We start from the raw sequence: 20172 nt of genomic DNA, 5'->3' as shown, positions 1-20172 counted from the left end.
CGCGGGCGATCTCCAGCACGGGCACCTCGACCGCGGGCAACCAGGGCGACGGATCGGGGCAGACCGCGTATGTCAGCACGACCTTCCCGTCCGGCTCATATCGCCAGCTCGTGGAGTGCACGACGACGTCCGGGTCGCCGGCGGCGACCCCGCTGAGCCGCCGCGCCGCCTCATCAGGGCTTTCCCCGCGTAGCGGCTGGGTAATGGCATGCCGGTAGGACCAGCGATTGTCGGTGCCCACCCGTAGCATGAGCGTCTCAACCGAGACCACGTGTCTTCCCGTCACCGCCACCAACTTACTGCCCATCATATGCAAGTGCGTTCCCAACGCATATTGTCTCCCGCTCTTGAACACCGCGGCGGACCGGGCTGTAGTCGAGGGCGTGCGAGAGAGAGGCCGACAGCCATGCCCGGTTTGCTGGTGCTGATGGGGTCGGGCGAGACGAGCCCGACCATGGTCGAGATCCACCGTGCCGCGGCGCGGACGCTCCGCCCGGGGGCGCGAGCCGTGCTGCTCGACACTCCCTACGCCTTCCAGGAGAACAGCGCCGACATCTCCGCCCGCGCCTGCCGATACTTCGCCCACAGCGTCGGGCTGGATGTCGAGGTGGCTCCCGCGATCACGGGCGCCGACTGGGTGTTCTCCGGGCCCGGCAGCCCGACGTATGCGCTGGACCGGTGGGCGGGCTCCGGGGTCGCGGGCGACCTGCGGGCCCGGATTCGCGCTCGCGAGGGGGTGACCGTGCTCGCCTCGGCGGCGGCCTGCACGGCGGGGCTGGCCACCGTGCCGGTCTACGAGATCTACAAGGTGGGCGCGGAGCCCCACTGGCGCGAGGGCATCGACCTGCTGGAGCCGCTGGGGCTGCAGGCCGTGCTGATCCCGCACTTCGACAACGCCGAGGGCGGCACCCACGACACCCGCTACTGCTACCTCGGCGAGCGCCGCCTGTCGCGCATGGAGCGCGAGCTGCCGGCCGGCACGGCGGTCCTCGGGCTCGACGAGCACACGGCGCTGGTCGTCGACCTGGAGAGCGAGTCGGTGCGGGTGGCGGGCCGGGGCGGCCTGACCGTGCGCCGGCCGGGGTCGCTGACGGTGCTGCCGTCGGGGAGCCGTACGCACCTGGCCGAGCTGCGCCGCCTGGCCGAGGGCCGCGCCGGCACCCCGGCCCCGCCCCCGCCCGGCCCCGTCGAGACCACTCCCGCCGAGGTGACGCTGGAGGAGTCCATCCAGTCGTGCGAGGAGCTGTTCAAGGCCGCCGCCGCCCGCCCCGACATGGTGGCCGCCGCCCAGGCCGTGCTCGACCTGGAGGCGGAGATCGTCAAGTGGGCCGCCGACACGGAGGAGGACGCGGGCGGGGTGGAGCAGGCCAGGGAGCTGATGCGGCTGCTCATCGCCCGGCTCGGCGAGCTCGCCTCGACGGCGACCCAGCGCTCCCAGGGCCTGCCCGCCCTGGTGGAGCCGCTGCTGGCGCTGCGGGCGGAGCTTCGGGAGAAGGGGTGCTACGACGTGGCGGACGCGCTGCGGGCGGCGATGGCACGCGGCGGCGTCCTGATCGAGGACACCCCGGACGGCCCCCGCTGGACCCCGCCCTCCTGACCCCGGACGAACATCCGCGCTCACCGGGCTCCGCCGCTAGAACGTCCTGGCGACTTCCCTGGCCCGCTCGCCCGCCTGCTTGCGCTCGTTCTCGTACGACCCCGTCAGCGTCGGATGGTGCCGGATCTCCTGGACGTCGGCGATGCCGGCCCACGTCAGCCATCCGCCGAAGAACGTGGACTGGAAGTCGGTGCCGAACTCCGGCCCCAGCGCCGGGCCCCAGACGGAGCTGGTGTAGACGACGGCCGCGCGCTTGCCGGTCAGCAGGGCGCGGTAGCCGGTCTCGGGATGCACGTCGAAGATCATCGCCGGCTGGCTGACGACGTCGATGAACTGCTTCAGCTTGTACGGCACCCCCGAGTTCCACATCGGCACGCTGAACAGGTAACGGTCATAGGCGTCGAACCGCTCGAAGGTTCGCACGGCGGCCGCCCACGCCTCCGCCTGCTCGCCCACCGGCGTGCCGCCCCCGAACACGGTCATCTTGGCGCCCGCGGCGGCGGGGCCGAACTCCGGGAGCGTCCCGTCCCACAGGTCGAAGTGGTCCACGCGGGAGCCCGGGTGGGTGGCCAGGTACTCGTCGGTGAAGGTCCGCGCGAGGTCCAGCGAGATCGACTCGCTGCCGCGCGGGGAGGCCGAGATGTGCAGCAGGTGGCTCATGAGGTCAGGTCCCTTCAACTTTCCGGACTGCGGTCCGTTTTCTGGTCCCGAAGATACGGACTGTGGTCCGGTTGGTCAAGGGCAAAAGAAACGGCCGGTCGCCATGGTGGCGTCCGGCCTGGAAGGGGGAGAAGGAAGGGCTACCGGCGCGGGGGGTCGATGCGGGCGCCGTCCGAGGTGAAGATCATGATGCGGGAGAGGTCCACCGCCACCTTGGCGGCGTCGCCGGCGCGCCAGACGGGGCGGTTCCCGAGCCGGATGATCAGGTCCGACCGGCGGTGGATGCCGCTGTTCGGGTGCTGGCCCACCTGCTCCTGGTCCTGCGGCTCCTCCCTGGGGTGCGAGAACAGCCGCCGTACCAGGTTGGACACCATGCCGTGCCCGTTCTTCTCGCCGTTGACGCGGCTCCCGCGCCCGCGCGGGTCCGGCGGCTCGGGCACCGGTACGGCCGGCATGCCGCACTCCAGGTACGCCAGCCATTCGTGCCCGTGATACTCCAGCGCCCGCACCCGCCCGAAGAACGACGGCCCGTCGTACGACTCCGGCACCGGGGCCAGCCCGTCCGGCCGCAGCCCGATGAGGACCTGCCCGCCCGTGTGCTGCGAGATGGCGTACGCCCTGGGATCGCTCCACGGCATCGTCAGCCTGTGCGGGCCGAAGTCGAGCATCACATATTGGTTCTGCGGAGTCCTGACACCCGCCGCCAACAGGTTCAACTGCTGGGAGTTGAGAAAAGCCGCCACGAAGGCCGTCGCTGGATCGTTGTAAATCTGGGCCGGAGTTCCGACGTCCTGCAGGACGCCGCGATTCAGGATCGCGATCCGGTCCGCCAGCGTCAGGGCCTCCACCTGGTCGTGCGTGACGTAGATCGTGGTGACGCCGAGCGACCTGACCAGCGACGAGATCTCCATCCGCAGCTCGGTGCGCATGCCGGCGTCCAGATTCGACAGCGGCTCGTCCATGAGGAACAGCTTGGGCTGGCGGACGATCGCCCGGCCCATCGCCACCCGCTGCCGCTGGCCGCCGGAGAGCGTGCCAGGACGGCGGTCGAGCGTCTCGTCGATGTGTAACGCCTTGGACAGCTCGGTGACGCGCTCGCGCACCAGGCCGGGATCGGACTTGGCGATCTCCAGGGGGAAGGCGATGTTCCCGCGTACCGTCCGGTGCGGGTAGAGCGCGCCGTTCTGGAACACCATCGCCACGTCGCGGTCACGCGGGGCCAGGTGGTTGGCCATCTGCCCGTCCAGCCAGAGGTCCCCTTCGGTTATCTCCTCCAAGCCCGCGATCATGCGGAGCAACGTGGACTTGCCGCATCCGGAGGGGCCGAGGAGGACGAGGAACTCGCCGTCTTCCGCCCGCAGGCTCAGCCGGTCGACTGCGAGGTAGTCGCCCGGATACACCTTGGTCACTTTGTCGAGAACGACCGAGCTCATGGGCCCACACCTTGCGTGTCACCTGTGACGAGGCTGATTGAAGAGGTAGTACATCGCGCCTTAACGCTACATGTCCACCCTTGACATAAAGATTCTCGTTCGTGGGGGTTTCGGTCGGGGGTTTTGGGTGTCCGTACACCGAAATTTCCGGTTCTGGGCTCTGTGGAAGGGCTTGCGTAAAGTTGCGGAAAGAGCTTTCATAGTCGGAACGTACGGGGGAGATTCGGGGGAAACCATGACCGCTTGGTGGCGGAACGCCGCGATCTACCAGGTCTACGTGCGCAGTTTCGCTGATGGCAACGGCGACGGGATCGGGGACCTGATCGGCGTTCGCGATCGCCTGCCGTATCTCGCGGAGCTGGGCGTGGACGCCATCTGGCTGACGCCGTTCTACACCTCGCCCATGGCGGACTTCGGCTACGACGTGGCGGACTACAGGGACGTTGACCCGCTGTTCGGATCACTTGCGGATGCCAAGGCGCTCATCGACGAGGCGCACGGCCACGGGCTGCGGGTCATCGTGGACGTGGTCCCGAACCACACCTCCTCCGCCCACCCCTGGTTCCAGGAGGCGCTGCGCGGCGAGCACCGCGACCGCTACATCTTCCGTGACCGGCCCAACGACTGGGAGTCGATCTTCGGCGGCCCGGCGTGGACGCAGGTCGAGGACGGGCAGTGGTACCTGCACCTGTTCGACTCCGCGCAGCCGGACCTGAACTGGGACAACCAGGAGGTGCGCGGGGAGTTCGAGTCGATCCTGCGCTTCTGGCTCGACCTGGGCGTCGACGGCTTCCGCGTGGACGTGGCGCACGGCATGGTCAAGCCGCGCGGCCTGCCCGACATCGGCCGCGGCAACCAGGCCAGGATGGTCGGCAGGGAGCCGGTGCCGTTCTTCGACAACGACGGTGTGCACGAGATCCACCGCGCCTGGCGGCGCGTGCTCGACTCCTACCCGGGCGAGCGCATCGGCGTGGCCGAGGCGTGGGCGCCGACGGCCGAGCGGCTGGCCATGTACGTCCGCCCGGACGAGCTGCACCAGGCGTTCAACTTCCACTACCTGTTCACCCCGTGGGACGCCGCCGAGCTGCGCGCGGTGATCGACTCCTCGCTGGCCACGGCCGCCTCCGTGGGCGCGCCGACCACCTGGGTGCTGTCGAACCACGACGTCAAGCGGCACGTGACCCGCTACGGCAACCTGGCCAGGGCCCGCGCCGCCGCGCTGCTGACGCTCGCCCTGCCCGGCTCCGCCTACGTCTACCAGGGCGACGAGCTCGGCCTGCCCGAGGTGCTCGACCTGCCGGCGGAGCTGTGCCAGGACCCCCAGCGGCTGCGCGACCCCGACAGCGGCCGCGACGGCTGCCGGGTGCCGCTGCCCTGGACCCGGGAGTCCGGCTGGAGCGACCCCTGGCTGCCCATCCCGGCGGACTGGGCCGAGCTGAGCGTGCAGGCCCAGCAGGGCGTGCCCGGCTCGACGCTGGAGCTGTACCGGGAGGCGCTGCGGCTGCGGCGCGACCTGGAAGGGGAGCTCACCTGGCACGACTCGCCGGAGGGCACGCTCGTGTTCTCCCGGGGCGAGTTCGTCTGCGCCGTCAACCTGACCGCGGCACCCGTGGACTTCGGGCTCGATGAGTTGTTCGGCGGGGAGTTCGGCGGGGAGCTCCTGCTCGCCTCCGATGTCCCTGGAGCAGCGGATTCGGCGGCCTGGTGGAAAGTAAAGTGTGTGCCATGAACGGTCACGCTCGCCTAGCCGACATCGCCGCCCAGGCCGGGGTGAGTGAGGCCACGGTCAGCCGGGTGCTCAACGGCAAACCCGGTGTCTCGGCCGCCACCCGCCAGGCGGTCATGACCGCGCTCGACCTCATGGGCTACGAGCGCCCGCCCCGCCTGCGGCAACGCAGCAACGGGCTGATCGGCCTGGTGACGCCCGAGCTGGACAACCCGATCTTCCCCGCGTTCGCGCAGGCCATCGAGAAGGCGCTGACCCAACACGGCTACACGCCCGTGCTGTGCACCCAGCTGCCCGGCGGCGCGCCCGAGGACGAATTCACCGAGCTGCTCGTCGATCGCGGCGTCAGCGGCATCGTGTTCGTCTCCGGCCTGCACGCCGACACCACCGCCCGGATGGACCGCTACACCCGCCTGACCGACCGCGGGCTGCCGATCGTGCTGGTCGACGGCTACAGCGAGCACATCGACGCCCCGTTCATCTCGCCCGACGACCGCCTGGCCGCGCGGCTGGCCGTGCAGCACCTGGTCGACCTCGGCCACGAGCGGATCGGGATCGCGCTGGGGCCGCGCCGGTTCGTGCCGGTGATCAGGAAGATCGAGGGCTACAAGCAGGCCATGGCCCAGCTGCTCGGCGCGGCCGACGTCGACGACCTGATCTCGCACTCGCTGTTCTCGGTCGAGGGCGGGCAGGCCGCCGCCGCGCAGCTGCTCGCCCGCGGCTGCACCGGCATCGTGTGCGCGAGCGACCTGATGGCGCTGGGTGCGATCCGCGCCTGCAGGCAGAAGGGGCTGTCGGTGCCGGGAGAGGTGTCCGTGGTCGGGTTCGACGACTCGCCGCTGATCGCGTTCACCGATCCGCCGCTGACCACCGTGCGCAAGCCGATCGGCGCGATGGCCTCGGCGGCCGTGCAGACGCTGCTCGAAGAGGTCAACGGCGCCCCTGCCAAGCACGTCGAGCTGATCTTCCAGCCCGAGCTGGTCGTGCGCGGCTCCACCGGCTCCGGCCCGCTGGTCAACCGATGACGCGGGACGTCCTCGTCCTGGGCGGCGCCGGGGTGGACACGACGGTCTACGTGCCCGAGCTGCCGCTGCCGTACAAGGACACCTATCTGGTCCCCCCGGTCGTCGACCGGATCGGCAGCACCGGCGCCGGCGTGGCGCTGGGCTGCCACGCGCTCGGGCTCGGCGTCGCGTTCGCCGACCTCATCGGCGACGACCCGCAGGGCGCGCTGATCCGCCACGCCCTGCGCGACCTCGACTGCCGCTGGGGCCCGGCCGCGGCGGGCACCCGGCGCAGCGTCCTGCTCGTGGGGCCCGACGGGCGGCGCACCTCGCTCCACGACCCGAAGTTCACGCCCGGCGAGCGGCTGCCCCGGGAGCTGTACTCCGACGTGCGGCCCCGCCACGTACACGTGTCGATCATGAACTTCTGCCGCCACGTCTACCCCGACCTGGACGGCGTGCCCGTCTCCACCGACCTGCACGACTGGGACGGCGCCGCCGACTACCAGAAGGACTTCGCCTACGGCTCCGACCTGGTCTTCCTGTCGGCCGCCGCCCTGCCCGACCCCGCCGCCACGATGCGCGACATCCTGGAGCGCGGGCGCGCTCACACGGTCGTGTGCACGCGCGGCGCCGGCGGCTGTCTCGTCCTGACGCGCGGCTCCGAGGTGCGCGCCTTCCCGGCCGCGCCGCTGCCCGGACCGGTGGCCGACAGCAACGGCGCCGGCGACGCGTTCGTCTCCGGATTCCTGTACGGCACCCTGCGCGGCAGGCCGCTGGAGGAGTGCGTGCGCCTGGGGGCGATCGCCGGCGCGCACGCCTGCACGGTCGCCGGCACCCACGAGTCCCCGATCAGCGAGCGGCTGCTGCTCGACAGGGCCTCGGCGTAGCCCCGTCACATCCTGGCCGGTTGCCGCCGGTCCAGCTCCCGCCAGGTCCGGCAGACGAAGGGCGGGACGGAGATCACCACGTAGACGCAGGTGAAGGCCAGGAGGGTGGCGTCGAGGCCGGTGAGGGCGGTGAGCGAGCCGGCCAGCAGCCCGCCCACCGGCATGCCCGCGTACGCGGCCGCCGTCATGGTGCCGATCACCCGGGCCCGCATCGGGGCGGGGATCCGGTCGTACTGGAGGATGCCCAGGATGGGGTTGATCGCGCCGGCCGCGAACCCCGACACCGCGGTGACGGCGAGCACGGCGGGGAAGGGCGCGCCCACGGCCAGCACCAGCACGCGCGGGACCCCGGCCATGAGGAAGCACAGCCCATAGGTCAGCCTCATGGGTAATCGGTGGCCCGCCGTGCCGTACACGATCGTGCCGGCCACCGCGCCCGCGCCCAGCACGCCGGTGAGCAGCCCGAACACCCGCGGGTCGCCGGCCACGTCGCGCGCGTACAGCACCAGCAGCACCTGCGTCACTCCCGTGTCCAGCAGGTTGACCACCACGATCATCGCGGTGGCGCTCAGCTGCAGCCGGTCGTGCCGGAGGAAGGTCAGCCCGGCCCGCAGGTCGCTCACGTACCCGCCGGATTCGCGCCGCTGCCGGCTGACACGCGGGACCCCGACGGCGATGAACAGCGCGGACAGCAGGAACGTGACCCCGTCCACGAGCAGCAGCAGGCTCGGCCCGAGCCACAGGATCAGCACCCCGGCCAGCGGCGCGCCCACCATCGCGGCCCCGCGGTAGACGCCGTCGTACGCGGCCGTGGCCCGCTCGATCCGCACCCCGGCGATCCCGGCGAGGTCGGGCAGCATGGCCTTGCGCGCGGTCTCCCCGGGCGTGGCCGCCAGCCAGCGGACGAACAGGAGCAGCAGCAGGAGCGGGTAGCTCAGGCCGGTGGTCAGGTAGAGCGCGGGGACGGCCAGCACGATCAGGCCGCTGGCCAGGTCGGACAGCACGCTCGTGACGCGGAACCCGAGCCGGTCCACCAGCGCGCTGCCGAAGGCGGCGGAGATGACGATCGGGAAGGTGGTGGCGAACGAGGCCACGCCCGTCAGCACGGCGCTGCCGGTGATCTCCAGGACGAACCACGGGATGGCGAGGATGGAGAGCATGCTCCCGGTCACGGAAAGGGCGTTGGCGGCCAGCAGGGTGATGAATGGACGCCTCACGCGTTGAGCCCCCGGCATCGGTCTCCGGATTCAGCGTTCCTCATGGGCGGCTTGTGGTCAAGGGAGCCCGTTTGAGGGGATAAGTCGCGATATAAGGTCATTTGATAGTACTATTCCGCCGTGATCGAGAGGTGCGAGCTGTGAGCGTCGTGGTCTGTGGCGAGGCGATGCTGCTGATGCTGGCCGAGCCGGGCATCCCCCTGGAGCGCGCCACCGCGTTCCGCCGGTCCGTGGCCGGCGCGGAGAGCAACGTGGCCGCCGGCCTGGTCAGGCTGGGCCACGAGGTGCGCTGGCTGGGCCGGGTCGGATCGGACCCGGCGGGCAAGTCCGTGCTGGCCATGCTGCGGGCCGAGGGCATCGACACCCGCCACGCCGTCACCGACCCGCACGCGCCGACCGGGCTGCTGCTGCGCGACAGCCACCCGGCCAGGGCCATCGACGTCCAGTACTACCGCGCCGGCTCGGCCGCCTCCAGGCTGGCCCCGGAGGAGCTGGCGCCCGGGATGCTGAGCGGAGCCAGGCTCGTGCACGTCACCGGCATCACGCCGATGTTGTCCGACTCCGCGCACCGGGCCACGCTCCGGCTGCTCGACCTGGCCGCCGAGGCGGGCGCGCTGATCTCGTTCGATCCGAACATCCGGCTCAAACTGGGCGCGCCCGCGCAGTGGCGCGAGCGGGTCGCGCCGCTGCTCGGCCGCGCCGACGTGGTGCTGGCGGGGGAGGACGAGCTGGAGCTGCTCGGCGTGGACCCGGCCGGGCTGGGCGGGCTCGTCGTGGTCAAGCACCGCGACAAGTCGGCCACGTGCGGCGGGCTGCGGCAGGAGGCGTTCCCGGTGCCCGTGACGGATCCGGTGGGGGCGGGGGACGCCTTCGCCGCCGGGTTCCTGTCCGGGCTGCTGCGCGGGGCGCCGTACGAGGTGTGCCTGCGCGAGGCGGCGGCCGTCGCGGCGCTCGTGGTGCAGTGTGCCAACGACACCGACGGGCTGCCCGACCGGGCCGCCCTGGACCGCGCGCTGGCCTCGTTCACCGCCTCGAAAACCGGGGCCGGCGAGACCGTGCACCGCTGATGAGAACGCCAGGAAGGGAAGTCATGTACCGCTGGGAAATCGTCGAGGCCGTCACCGCGCAGCGGGTGTTCGGGATCGTCAGGAGCGCGGGGCCGCAGGAGGCGGTGGCCGCCGCCGAGGCCGTGCTGGACGCCGGGCTGAAGGCCGTGGAGGTGGCGCTCACCACGCCGCGCGCGCTGACCGCCGTCGCGCGGCTCACCGAGCAGCGGCCCGAGGCGCTGGTCGGGGCCGGCACCGTGCTCGACGCCGCCGCCGCCCGCGCCGCCGTGGAGGCCGGCGCGCGCTTCCTGGTCTCGCCGAACCTGCATCCCGAGGTGATCCGCGCCGGGCACCGCTACGGCGTGCCCGTGTTCCCCGGCGTTGCCACGCCGACCGAGATCGTGCGGGCCCTGGAGGAGGGCGCGGACGCGGTGAAGCTCTTCCCGGCCTCCGCCGTGTCGCCGTCGTGGCTGCGCGACGTACGGGCCGCGCTGCCGCAGCTGCCCGCGATCCCCACCGGCGGCGTGACCATCGACAATGCGCCTGACTGGATCGCGGCCGGCGCGGTGGCCTGCGGCATGGGCTCGGCGCTGACCTCGGGCGGCGCGCAGGCGGCGGGGGAGCGGGTCACCGCGCTGCTGGCCCGGCTCGCCCGGGCGCGCTGACCGTCATGGGGCTTCAGGGCCTGCACGGGCAGGTGGTCGACGGGATCGGGTGCTCGCTCGCGGCCGGGGAGATCCGCGCGGGCGAGGTGCTGCGGCTGGAGGACGTCCAGGAGCGGTACGGGGTCTCGCGCACGGTCGCCCGCGAGGCCGTACGCGTGCTGGAGTCCAAGCGCATGGTCACCAGCCGCCCCCGCGTCGGCGTCACCGTGCGCCCGGAGTCCGCGTGGAACCTCTACGACCCCCAGGTGATCCGCTGGCGGCTCGCCTCGCCCCGGCGCGAGGCGCAACTGCGCGAGCTGGCCGAGCTGCGGGCCGCGGTCGAGCCCGCCGCGGCGGCGCTGGCGGCCGGGCACGCCGCGCCCGGCGAGCGGCAGGAGCTCATCGCGCAGGCGCGGGCCCTGATCGGCGCGGCGCGGGCCCGCGACAGCGAGGCGTTCGTGACCGCCGACGCCGCCTTCCACCGGGTCCTGCTCGGCGCCTCGGGCAACGGCATGTTCGCCCAGCTCGCCGAGGTGACCGAGGAGCTGCTCGTGGGCCGGCGCGACCTGCTGCTCCTGCCCGAGCGGCTGGACAACCCGGCCGTCCGCCGCCACCTCGACGTGGCCGAGGCGATCGCCGCCGGCCGCGGCGCGGAGGCGGCCCAGGCGGTCGGCTCGATCGTGGCGGCGGCCCGCAACGAGGTCGAACGCATCCTGGACGGCACCGCCTGCCCCCTCCCCACCTGAAACCCCGCGCCCCCGCCCGTGCGCCCCCGCGTCCCGCGCCCCCCGTCCGACGCCCTCAGTGCCGATGAGCCTTGCCTCACGCCACACCACTCTCAAAAGGACGCCCGCCAACTGCGGGGGGAAAGCCGTGCGGGGGCTCAGGGACGACGGACGGCTGGCCGGAGCGTCAGGGGCGCGGAGCATCCGGACAACCTGGGCGATATATGCTCACACGTGATCAACATCCTCTGACCGGGAGGCCGCCCGATGACCGTCGCCGTTCACGTCGGCCCGGAACCCGTGCCCGTGCTCATCGACGCCGTACGCCGAGCAGGAGGCCGCGTCGTGCCGCTGGCGGAGGCCGAGGCGATCGTCTACTACGGCAGCGACGACCCCGCCGAGGTGCGGTCGATGCTCCACGAGGGCATTCGCTGGGTGCAACTCCCGCACGCGGGCGTCGAGCGCTGGGCCGACGCCGGGGTCATCACCGAGCATCCCGTCTTCACCGCCGCCACCGGCTCCTACGGCCCTGCGGTGGCCGAGCACGCGCTGGCCCTGATGCTGGCCGCCGCCCGCGGGCTGCACCGGGCGGCCCGGGCCACGACGTGGGGACCCAACACCTCCAGGGTGTTCGCCGGCTCGACGGTCGCGATCGTCGGCTGCGGCGGCATCGGCCGGGCGCTGATCCGGATGCTGGAGCCGTTCGGCTGCACGGTGGTGGCGGTCAGCGACAGCGGTGACGTGCCCGGCGCGGCGAAGGTGCTCCCGCGCGCCCGCTACCGCGAGGCGCTGCCGGGGGCCGACTACGTGGTCGTCTCGGCGCCCGCCACCCCGGGCACGCGGGGCATGTTCGGGACGCGCGAGTTCGAGCTCATGGGCACGGACGCGTGGCTGGTGAACGTGGCCAGAGGCGGCCTCGTCGTCACCGGCGACCTGGTGGCGGCGCTGCGCGCGGGCGACATCGGCGGGGCGGCGCTCGACGTCACCGACCCCGAGCCGCTGCCGGCCGGCCACCCGCTGTGGGAGCTGGACAACGTGCTGATCACGCCGCACAGCGCGAACCCCCGTCCCGCCTACTGGCGCGGCCTGGCCGAGCGCGTCACCGCGAACGTGCACCGCTTCCGGGACGGCCTTCCGCTGGAGGGCGTGGTCACCCCGGCCCGCGGCTTCTAGGCCCGGCCGGGTCCGGGCCTTCCGGCGTGGCCGGGCCGAGGCCGCCGCTTCCGGCTCAGGCCGCTGCGGGCGCGCAGTGCACCGGTGGTCGGCGGCGCAGCGGTGGTCGGCGGTGCAACGGTGGTCGGCGGTGCAACGGTGGCGGGCGAGCGTGCGGCAGCCGCCGCTAGTCGAGGTTGAGCCGGGCTCCGGTGCTCTGCCCGGAGTCGTGCACCTCGATCCCCGTCGGGTCGAGGTCCTTCGGCAGCTCGAACACCAGCACACCGGTGAACGTCTGGCCCGCCTCGATGCGGATCGGGGTGATCTCCTTGCCGCCCTTGTCGAGCAGCCTGGTGCCGCCGTGCAGCGTGTCGTCCTCGTCGATCAGCTTCTGCTGGCCCGGGTCGAGCACCCTGGCCTCCTCGCCGACGTTCCTGACCTGCACGCCGACCTGGCACGTGCGCTTCGCCGCCGCCTTGGCGGGCTTGGGGCACTCGGAGCCGGTCACGGCGAAGCGCAGCTTGCCGTCCTGCACCGGCCCGTCCTCCCCGGCCGCCGTCGAGCGGAAGAACCAGGCCAGCACGGCCAGCAGCACCACCATCACCACGACCGCGATCACCAGGGCGGTCAGGCAGCCCGCGAACACGCCGCGCTTGGGCCGGGCGGGACGGTAGCCCGGCAGCCGTCCCTGACCGGTGGTCGCGTGGTGCGGCAGCGGCACCTGGCCCGTCTGGTGGGGGAGCGGCACCTGCCCGGTCTGGTGCGGCAACGGCCCGCGCGCCGGCGGCGGCCCCTGCGGCACGCGCGCGCCGCCCGGCCTGGGCCCGGTGCGCTCGGCCGGTGACGGCTGTTGTGGCAAGCGGGACGAGCCGCCCGGCGTAGGGCCCGGTGTCGGGCCCGTGCGCTCGGCGAGCGGCGGCTGCTGCGGCACCCGGGACGAGCCAGGGGTCGGTCCGGTGCGCTCGGCGGGGGAGGGCTGTCGCGGCCCGTGGGACGACCCGGGCGTCGGCCCCGTGCGCTCCGCGGGCGGTGGCTGCTGCGGCACCCGGGAGGAGCCCGGCGTGGGACCCGTGCGCTCGGCGGGGGGAGGCGGCTGCGGGGCGCGGGACGACCCGGGCGTCGGGCCGGTGCGCTCGGCCGGTGGCGCCTGGCGCGGACCGTGGGCCTCGGGAGGCCGAGGCGACTGGGGCGGCTGGGCGAGATGGCCGGGGACGGGACCGGTGCGGTCAGGCGGCATCGGGTGCGGCATCAGCGGCCCGAACTCCGACGGGTTCCACGCGCTCGTCAGGTGCTTGCTGGCGGCGAGCTGCGCGGCCGGCTCGTCGGCCGCGCCCACGAGCTCCAGCAGCAACTGCTTGGCCGGGGGCCGGCGCGCCGGGTCGGGATGGATGGCCGCCGCGACCAGCCGGTCGAGCGGCGCGGGCAGCCCGCGCAGGTCCGGCGGCGCGCTGCGGGCCCTGGCCGCCATCACGTAGGCGTCGCCCTCGCCGAACGGATGCCCGCCCAGCCCCGCGTACGCGATCAGCGACCCCCACGCGAACACGTCGCCCGCCGGGCTCGTGCGCCCCTCGAAGACCTGCTCGGGAGCGATCCAGCCGGGCGTGCCCATCACCATGCCGGCGTTGGTGTGCCGGGAGTCCACGTGGGTCGAGCGTGCCAGCCCGAAGTCGATCACCCGCGGCCCCGCCAGCGTCAGCATCACGTTGGCCGGCTTGAGGTCGCGGTGCACCAGCCCCACCGCGTGGATCGCGGTCAGCGCGGCGGCCACGCCCACGGCCGCCGCGTGCAGCACCGACGGCGACAGCGCGCCGTGCTCGATGAGGTGGTCCTCGAGGGAGATGCCGTCGATGTACTCGGTGACGAGGTAGAGGACGCCGCGGTCCTCGCCGTGGTCGAGCACGCGGGCCGTGCAGAACGAGGCCACCTTGCGCGCGTTGGACACCTCTTCGTGGAAGCGCGCCCGGTAGACGGGGTCGGCGGTGTAGTCGCGGCGGATCGCCTTGAGCGCCACGCGCGGGCCGTCGGCGGCCTTGGCGAGGTAGACCACGCCCATCCCGCCGGAGCCGAGACGGCTGATCAGCTCATAGGGGCCGATCGCCGGCGGGTCTTCCGGCTGCAGAGGAGTGCCTGCCGAGCGCCCCAACGTCGCCGTCCTCTCGCCGTCGTCATCGCGTCTCAACCCGAACCGATCCTCCCGCCGGCTCGTTCTCTGGCAACCCGAACCGTTCCGCCCGTTTGTACCCCAGACTCTAACGGAGGAAGGGCCTGCCCGTTGGCCACTAGCCCTGAGCAGGGTCGCGCCGCAGGGGGCGCATCGACACCCGCAGCCGCGACAGGTCGATCGTGTGAGGCAGCGGCCGGTGCGGCGACAGCAACCGCCCGACCGGCTTGGGGCGGGCGGTGCGCAGGACGGCCCCGAGGAAGGCCGTGCCGACCGCGAGCGTCAGGTGCACGCCGTCGCAGCCCGGCCGGGCCCACCACTCGTCCGCGGCGGTGCCGTCCAGCCAGATCTCGGGCGCGAACGTGTTCGCGTACGGCAGGCGCGCGCTGCGCTGGTGCGCCGCGATCGGCACGAGCACGGTGGTGCCGGCGGGCAGGGCGGTGCCGTACCACTCGGTCTCGGCGGTCGTGACCCGCGACAACGCGGGCACCGGCGGCCACAGGCGCAGCCCCTCGCGCAGGCAGGCCCGCAGGCGGTCGGGGTCGTGGCGGGCCGCCTTGCGGTGGGCCGGGTGGGTGGCCAGCAGCGCCAGGGTCTGCGTCAGCCCCGCCGCGGTCGAGCCCAGCCCCATCAGCCAGTACGCCGCCTGCATGAGCCCGCGCGACTCGGCCTCCGGCGTCTCGGCGATCAGCCCGGCCAGGCTGCCGGGCTCGGCACGGCGCAGGTGGTCGATGATGCGCGCGTCGTAGCGGCCCGAAAGGATCTCCCGGCGCCGCCGGGCCCGCCACCGCCCGGCCCGGGTGACGCCCGCCAGCAGCCGGGTGAGCTCCTCGTCCCGGGCCGCGCCGTCGCCGTAGACGCAGCGCCGGGCCACCCGCTGCCAGCAGGCGTTCACCCGCGCGTGGTCCACCACGCCGCTGGTCAGCTCCTTGGCCTCCTGCGCGGCGATCTCGATGAACCGCGGGCGCAGCACGTCGGTGGGCAGGCCGAACGGGCGCTCCTCCAGCGCGGGGGCGTAGGCGTCGCCGTCGGACAGCACGCGCAGGGCGTCGCGCTTGGACAGGACGAGCAGGACGGAGCGGCGCAGGCCGCGCACCAGCACGGGACGCCCGCCGTAGCGGGCCTCGAAGGCGGCCAGGAGCGCGCGGGAGCGCAGCGGGTCGCGGCCGTGCGTCACGTGCGGGGTGCCCGGTGGCACCAGGGTGGCCAGGCGCAGGCTCTCCAGCAGGGTGGCCCTGGGCAGACCCCTAGGCACGTTCGGCCTCCCGCAGGGCTCGGTCCCGCGGGGCGGGTGGGAAGGTCATGCGTCGATGTGATCGCCCCGGGGACCGCGTTCGCAATCACGGGTTTCGGTCACTGGAACACTTTCGGCCTCAAGATCTGCCGACGTTCCGGTGACCGGAACAAGGGTCACAGGCGGAGGAGCATCGCCGAGATGGCCTGGGCGGCGCCGCGTACGGAGATGCTCAGCTTGGCCAGCGGCGCCAGATGGGCGGGCGCCGCCACGCCGAGGGACATGCAGATCCGCCCGCCAGGACCGAACACCGGCGCGGCCACGCAGGCCACGCCCTCGGTGTACTCCTCCTGGGAGTAGGCGATGCCGTGCCTGCGGACCTGGGCCAGCTCGCGTTCGAGCCCGGCCAACGTGGTGATCGTGCGGCGGGTCATCCGCTCGAACGAGCCGCGCGCCAGCAGCTCCTGGCGCAGCTTCGGGTCGAAGGCCAGCAGCGCCTTGCCGGTCGCCGTGCAGTGCAGCGGCGCCCGGTCGAGGCTGTCGGAGCGCGAGCAGACCCGGTTGTGGCCGTACAGGCGCTCGACGTAGCGGGCCTCCAGGCCCGAGGGAACGGCCAGGTTCACCGTCTGCCTGGTGGTCTCGTACAGGTAGAGCAGGTAGGGGAGCACCAACTGCCGCGTGCCGGGGACACGCGCGCGGGTGATGCCCGCCATCGACTCCAGCAGCTCGCCGGGCAGGTAGGCGTTGCCCACCCGCCGGGCCAGCTCCCGCGAGCAGAGCACGCCCAGGATCCGGTGCGCGGTGGACTTGGGCAGGCCCGTGCTCCGGCAGAGCTGCGACAGCGTGACCGGGCGGGAGGCCGCGCTGAGCGCGAGCAGGATGTCGATCCCCCTCTCCAGGCTGCCCGGCTGGGACGCGGGGCGCTCGTCCGTCACCGTGTGCACGTGCGGTAGGTGGCTGGCCGTTTCCGTCGGCATCAAGTTCCCTTTCGCTCTCCGAGTAGCGGAAGGGGCTTCCCGGGGCTGCGTTTTTCCATTTCTTGGCGTACCCGGCTGCCGCCCGCTGATACCCCGGCTCAGCGAAGTGCGATGATCTCCGCGTACACGGAAACTGCCACCTCACCAGGCGTTCTGGCCCCAATGTCCAGACCCGCCGGGACATGCACCCGTTCCCCTCCCTTCACCCGCGCCAGCACCGCCGCGCCGCGCTTGCGGCTGGCGATCAGCCCGATGTACGGCACGCCCTCGGCCAGCGCCTCCGCCAGGACCGCCTCCTCGCCCACCCCGTGCGAGGCGACCAGCACGGCCGTGGTGTCGGGGGCGATGGGCGTCATGCCCGATTCGACCGTGTAGCCGAGCGCCTTGCCGACGTCGGCGAAGGCCCGCGCGATGGGGCTGTCGCCGTGCACGTGGACGAGCGTGGGCGGCAGCACGGCCTCCAGGAAGATCTCCAGCGTGCCGCCCGACAGGCAGGGCTGGCCCACCGCGACCAGGCCCTCCTCCTCGTGCGGCTGCTCCGCCTCGGGGGTGATCCGCAGCAGCGTGGCCTGCCCGGTGCGCATCAGGCGCAGGCCCTGCGCGCGTACGGTGTCGGTGGCGCAGGTGCCACCGACGAACCCCTCGATCGTCCCGTCGGGCAGCACCAGCGCGCGGTCGCCCGCCTTCGCGCTGGTCGGCCGCTGCGCCCGCACGACGGTGGCCAGCACGTACGGCTCCCGCCCCGACCGCAGCCGCGCGGCCCGGCCGTCCAGGTCGGCCCCCGGCGGCGGGGTCAGTGGGCCCGGCGGGACCGGCGGCCCGCCGCGGGGGCGGGGCGCCGGCATGCCGATGAACTCGCTCACGGGATCGCCAGGTCCGTGCGGAACGGGTCGCCGTTGATGACGCGCCACACGTTCGCCGGGGTGAGCGGCATGTCCGCGTGCCGCACGCCGTACGTCGAGAGCGCGTCCACCACGGCGTTGACCACGGCCGGGGGCGACCCGACGGTGGCCGACTCGCCGACGCCCTTGGCCCCGATCGGATGCGTCGGCGAGGGCGTCACGGTCTCGCCCAGCTCCCACGACGGGCACTCCATCGCGGTCGGCAGCAGGTAGTCCATGAACGAGGCCCCCAGGTGGTTGCCGTCCTCGTCGAACGCCATCACCTGCATGAGCGCCATGCCCACCCCGTCGGCCAGCCCGCCGTGGATCTGCCCCTCGACGATCATCGGGTTGATCCGCACCCCGCAGTCGTCCACGGCCACGAACCTGCGCACCTTGACCTGCCCGGTGCCGGGATCGACGTCCACGACGCAGATGTAGGCGCCGAAGGGGTAGGTGAGGTTGGGCGGGTTGTAGACGGTGACGGCGTCCAGGTGGCCCTCGACGCCCTCGGGCAGCTCCAGGTTGGAGTGCGCGGCCAGCGCGATCTCCGCCAGCGACCGGCCGGTGCCCGGGTCGCCCACCACCGACCACTTGCCGTCGGCCCACTCCAGGTCGTCCGGGGACGCCTCCAGCATGGCCGCGGCCACGATCTTGGCCCGGTCGCGCACCTTCCTGGCCACCAGCGCCGTGGCGGCGCCGGAGACGGGGGTGGAGCGGGAGCCGTACGTGCCCAGGCCGAACGGCGTCTGGTCGGTGTCGCCGTGCACCACCTCCACGTCGTCGGCCGGGATGCCCAGCTCCTGCCCGACGATCTGCGCGAACGTGGTCTCGTGCCCCTGCCCCTGCGACTGGCACGACACCCGCAGCACCGCCTTGCCCGTCGGGTGCACGCGCAGCTCGGCGCCGTCGGCCATGCCGAGGCCGAGGATGTCCATGTGCTTGCGCGGGCCCGCGCCGACGGCCTCGGTGAAGAAGCTGATGCCGATGCCCATCAGCTCGCCCCTGGCCCGCTTGTCGGCCTGCTCGGCCCGCAGCTTGTCGTAGCCGATCATGTCCATGGCCAGGCGCAGCGCCTTCGGGTAGTCGCCCGAGTCGTACTCCCAGCCGGTGGGGGAGTGGTACGGGAACTGCTCGGGGCGCAGCAGGTTGCGCATGCGCACCTCGGCCGCGTCCAGGCGCAGCTCGGCGGCCAGCACGTCCACCATGCGCTCGACCAGGTACACGGCCTCGGTGACGCGGAAGGAGCAGGCGTAGGCGACGCCGCCGGGGGCCTTGTTCGTGTAGACGCCGGTGACCTCGCAGTGGGCGGCCTCGATGTCGTACGAGCCGGAGAAGACGTGGAAGAACCCGGCCGGGAACTTGGTCGGCTGCGCGGTGCCGTTGAAGGCCCCGTGGTCGGCCAGCACCTTCACCCTGATCGCCTGGATCTTGCCGTCGCGCGTTGCGGCCACCTCGCCGCGCATGTGGTAGTCGCGGGCGAAGGCGGTGCTCATGAGGTTCTCGGAGCGGTCCTCCATCCACTTGACCGGCTTGCCGGTGACGATCGAGCCGACGATCGCGCAGACATATCCCGGATAAATCCCGACCTTTCCGCCGAAGCCGCCGCCGATGTCCGGCGAGATCACCCGGATCTTGTGCTCGGGCAGCCCGGCCACCATCGCGTACAGCGTGCGGTGCGCGTGCGGCGCCTGCGTCGGGCACCAGACGGTGAGCTTGCCGGTGACCTTGTCGAAGTCGGCGACCGCGCCGCACGTCTCCAGCGGGGCGGGGTGCACGCGCGGGTAGATCAGGTCCTGCTCGACCCGGACCTCGGCCTGCTCGAAGATCGCGTCCGTCCGCGCCCGGTCCCCGGCCTCCCAGTCGAAGATGTGGTTGTCGGTACGGCCTTCGAGATCGTCCCTGATGACCGGGGCGCCCGGGTCGAGGGCCTTCCTGGCGTCGACGACCGCGTCGATGGGGTCGTACTCGACGTCGATCAGCTCCAGCGCGTCGCGCGCCGAGTAGGCGTCCTCGGCCACCACGAACGCGACCTCCTGCCCCTGGAAGCGCACCTTGTCCGTGGCAAGCACGGCCTGCGTGTCCTGCGACAGGGTGGGCATCCAGGCCAGGTTCAGCCCCGCCAGGGTCTGGCCGGTGATGACGGCCTTGACCTTCGGGTGCGCCTCGGCGGCGCTGGTGTCGATGGAGACGATCCTGGCGTGGGCGTGCGGGCTGCGCAGGACGGCGCCGTACAACATGCCGGGCAGCCGTACGTCGTCGGTGTAGTTGCCGCGCCCCCTGATGAAGCGGGCGTCCTCCTTGCGCTGCATGCGGCCGTAGCTCATGACGTGGCCTCCACGCTGGTCGCGGGCTCGGAGCCGGCGGCATCAGAAGCCGCGGCCCACTGGATCGAGCGGACGATGTTCTCGTAGCCGGTGCACCGGCACAGCTGTCCCGAGATGGCCTCGCGGATCTGGCCCTCGTCGGGATCGGGGTGGCGGTCCAGCAGCCAGCGCGCGGTCAGCAGCATGCCCGGCGTGCAGAACCCGCACTGCAGCCCGTGGCACTCCACGAACCCCTTCTGCACCGCGTCCAGCTCGCCGTCGCGCTCCAGGCCCTCCACGGTGGTCACCTCGTGCCCGTCGGCCATGACGGCCAGCACGGTGCACGACTTGACCGGCACGCCGTCGAGCTGCACCGTGCACACCCCGCAGTTGGAGGTGTCGCAGCCCCAGTGGGTGCCGGTCAGGCCCAGCTCGTCGCGCAGGAAGTGCACGAGCAGCAGCCTCGGCTCGACGTCCCTGGTGTACGGCTGCCCGTTCACGGAGACCGTGATCCGCATG

Annotated in this window: 17 protein-coding genes; 8 read left to right on the top strand and 9 right to left on the bottom strand. The window is 72.9% G+C overall.

Translation table 11 applies throughout. The annotated features are described in order from the left end of the window. The first annotated feature begins 406 nt into the window (after nt 1-406). Nucleotides 407-1597, top strand: coding sequence for a hypothetical protein (locus tag ACBJ59_RS46570; RefSeq protein ID WP_375116500.1), 1191 nt, complete (start codon nt 407-409; stop codon nt 1595-1597). 36 nt (nt 1598-1633) lie between these two features. Here ACBJ59_RS46570 and ACBJ59_RS46565 read toward each other — a convergent pair whose 3' ends face one another. Both ACBJ59_RS46565 and ACBJ59_RS46560 read right to left on the bottom strand, forming a co-directional pair. Then, a complete protein-coding gene (locus ACBJ59_RS46565; protein WP_375116499.1) occupies nt 1634-2257 on the bottom strand; it encodes an FMN-dependent NADH-azoreductase in 624 nt (207 codons plus the stop codon). A 140-nt stretch (nt 2258-2397) separates the two neighbouring features. Beyond that, the gene (locus tag ACBJ59_RS46560) at nt 2398-3690 is read right to left on the bottom strand and encodes an ABC transporter ATP-binding protein (protein ID WP_375116498.1); all 1293 of its coding nucleotides are present in this window, start codon (nt 3688-3690) and stop codon (nt 2398-2400) included. Nucleotides 3691-3925: 235 nt separating this feature from the next. On the opposite strand from ACBJ59_RS46560, the gene ACBJ59_RS46555 reads away from it, so the two are divergent. Genes ACBJ59_RS46555 through ACBJ59_RS46545 form a run of 3 tightly spaced genes read left to right on the top strand, consistent with a single transcriptional unit; the run spans nt 3926 to nt 7310 of the window. Beyond that, entirely contained in the window at nt 3926-5419 is a 1494-nt protein-coding gene (locus ACBJ59_RS46555) for a glycoside hydrolase family 13 protein (protein WP_375116497.1), read from the top strand. After that, nucleotides 5416-6441, top strand: coding sequence for a LacI family DNA-binding transcriptional regulator (locus ACBJ59_RS46550; RefSeq protein ID WP_375116496.1), 1026 nt, complete (start codon nt 5416-5418; stop codon nt 6439-6441). The genes ACBJ59_RS46555 and ACBJ59_RS46550 overlap by 4 nt, the downstream gene beginning before the upstream one ends. Then, complete coding sequence (locus tag ACBJ59_RS46545; protein ID WP_375116495.1) at nt 6438-7310, top strand: carbohydrate kinase family protein; 873 nt, start codon at nt 6438-6440, stop codon at nt 7308-7310. Before ACBJ59_RS46550 ends, ACBJ59_RS46545 begins: the two co-directional genes overlap by 4 nt. A 5-nt stretch (nt 7311-7315) precedes the next feature. On the opposite strand, the gene ACBJ59_RS46540 is transcribed toward ACBJ59_RS46545, so the two are convergent. Then, a complete protein-coding gene (locus tag ACBJ59_RS46540) occupies nt 7316-8527 on the bottom strand; it encodes an MFS transporter (protein WP_375116494.1) in 1212 nt (403 codons plus the stop codon). A gap of 140 nt (nt 8528-8667) precedes the next feature. Here ACBJ59_RS46540 and ACBJ59_RS46535 point away from each other — a divergent pair, with 140 nt between their 5' ends. The 4 genes from ACBJ59_RS46535 to ACBJ59_RS46520 all read left to right on the top strand — a co-directional run bounded on the left by ACBJ59_RS46535 (nt 8668) and on the right by ACBJ59_RS46520 (nt 12115). Further along, on the top strand, nt 8668-9594 hold the full coding sequence (locus tag ACBJ59_RS46535; protein ID WP_375116493.1) for a sugar kinase: 927 nt from the start codon (nt 8668-8670) through the stop codon (nt 9592-9594). A gap of 23 nt (nt 9595-9617) precedes the next feature. Continuing rightward, nucleotides 9618-10238, top strand: a complete 621-nt coding sequence (locus ACBJ59_RS46530) for a bifunctional 4-hydroxy-2-oxoglutarate aldolase/2-dehydro-3-deoxy-phosphogluconate aldolase (protein ID WP_364112322.1) — start codon at nt 9618-9620, stop codon at nt 10236-10238. A gap of 5 nt (nt 10239-10243) precedes the next feature. Then, complete coding sequence (locus ACBJ59_RS46525; RefSeq protein WP_375116492.1) at nt 10244-10963, top strand: FadR/GntR family transcriptional regulator; 720 nt, start codon at nt 10244-10246, stop codon at nt 10961-10963. Between the two features lie 246 nt (nt 10964-11209). Beyond that, entirely contained in the window at nt 11210-12115 is a 906-nt protein-coding gene (locus ACBJ59_RS46520) for a D-isomer specific 2-hydroxyacid dehydrogenase family protein (protein ID WP_375116491.1), read from the top strand. Nucleotides 12116-12281: 166 nt separating this feature from the next. Here ACBJ59_RS46520 and ACBJ59_RS46515 read toward each other — a convergent pair whose 3' ends face one another. The 6 genes from ACBJ59_RS46515 to ACBJ59_RS46490 form a co-directional block, all read right to left on the bottom strand. Next, entirely contained in the window at nt 12282-14273 is a 1992-nt protein-coding gene (locus ACBJ59_RS46515; RefSeq protein WP_375116490.1) for a protein kinase, read from the bottom strand. A 100-nt stretch (nt 14274-14373) separates the two neighbouring features. Next, nucleotides 14374-15510 carry a cytochrome P450 gene (locus ACBJ59_RS46510; protein ID WP_375116489.1) on the bottom strand — a complete coding sequence of 379 codons (1137 nt, stop codon included), beginning with the start codon at nt 15508-15510 and terminating at the stop codon, nt 14374-14376. Between the two features lie 155 nt (nt 15511-15665). Continuing rightward, a complete protein-coding gene (locus ACBJ59_RS46505; protein ID WP_375116488.1) occupies nt 15666-16466 on the bottom strand; it encodes an IclR family transcriptional regulator in 801 nt (266 codons plus the stop codon). 98 nt (nt 16467-16564) lie between these two features. Beyond that, nucleotides 16565-17329, bottom strand: coding sequence for an XdhC family protein (locus tag ACBJ59_RS46500; RefSeq protein ID WP_375116487.1), 765 nt, complete (start codon nt 17327-17329; stop codon nt 16565-16567). Further along, nucleotides 17326-19674 (bottom strand): aerobic carbon-monoxide dehydrogenase large subunit, encoded by a 2349-nt coding sequence (locus tag ACBJ59_RS46495; RefSeq protein ID WP_364112336.1) that lies wholly within the window; start codon nt 19672-19674, stop codon nt 17326-17328. The genes ACBJ59_RS46500 and ACBJ59_RS46495 overlap by 4 nt, the downstream gene beginning before the upstream one ends. After that, nucleotides 19671-20171 (bottom strand): (2Fe-2S)-binding protein, encoded by a 501-nt coding sequence (locus tag ACBJ59_RS46490; protein ID WP_375116486.1) that lies wholly within the window; start codon nt 20169-20171, stop codon nt 19671-19673. The genes ACBJ59_RS46495 and ACBJ59_RS46490 overlap by 4 nt, the downstream gene beginning before the upstream one ends. Nucleotide 20172 lies beyond the last annotated feature (1 nt).

Origin of the sequence: Nonomuraea sp. MTCD27 (genome assembly GCF_041950495.1) — a bacterium.
Taxonomy (GTDB): domain Bacteria; phylum Actinomycetota; class Actinomycetes; order Streptosporangiales; family Streptosporangiaceae; genus Nonomuraea.
This window is presented reverse-complemented; position numbering and strand designations above follow the sequence as displayed.

Bases quoted from the DNA above. Each gene is read 5' to 3' on its own strand.
- ACBJ59_RS46570 (WP_375116500.1), top strand. From the start codon at position 407: ATGCCCGGTTTGCTGGTGCTGATGGGGTCGGGCGAGACGAGCCCGACC.
- ACBJ59_RS46565 (WP_375116499.1), bottom strand. From the start codon at position 2,257: ATGAGCCACCTGCTGCACATCTCGGCCTCCCCGCGCGGCAGCGAGTCG.
- ACBJ59_RS46560 (WP_375116498.1), bottom strand. From the start codon at position 3,690: ATGAGCTCGGTCGTTCTCGACAAAGTGACCAAGGTGTATCCGGGCGAC.
- ACBJ59_RS46555 (WP_375116497.1), top strand. From the start codon at position 3,926: ATGACCGCTTGGTGGCGGAACGCCGCGATCTACCAGGTCTACGTGCGC.
- ACBJ59_RS46550 (WP_375116496.1), top strand. From the start codon at position 5,416: ATGAACGGTCACGCTCGCCTAGCCGACATCGCCGCCCAGGCCGGGGTG.
- ACBJ59_RS46545 (WP_375116495.1), top strand. From the start codon at position 6,438: ATGACGCGGGACGTCCTCGTCCTGGGCGGCGCCGGGGTGGACACGACG.
- ACBJ59_RS46530 (WP_364112322.1), top strand. From the start codon at position 9,618: ATGTACCGCTGGGAAATCGTCGAGGCCGTCACCGCGCAGCGGGTGTTC.
- ACBJ59_RS46525 (WP_375116492.1), top strand. From the start codon at position 10,244: ATGGGGCTTCAGGGCCTGCACGGGCAGGTGGTCGACGGGATCGGGTGC.
- ACBJ59_RS46520 (WP_375116491.1), top strand. From the start codon at position 11,210: ATGACCGTCGCCGTTCACGTCGGCCCGGAACCCGTGCCCGTGCTCATC.
- ACBJ59_RS46505 (WP_375116488.1), bottom strand. From the start codon at position 16,466: ATGCCGACGGAAACGGCCAGCCACCTACCGCACGTGCACACGGTGACG.
- ACBJ59_RS46495 (WP_364112336.1), bottom strand. From the start codon at position 19,674: ATGAGCTACGGCCGCATGCAGCGCAAGGAGGACGCCCGCTTCATCAGG.
- ACBJ59_RS46490 (WP_375116486.1), bottom strand. From the start codon at position 20,171: ATGCGGATCACGGTCTCCGTGAACGGGCAGCCGTACACCAGGGACGTC.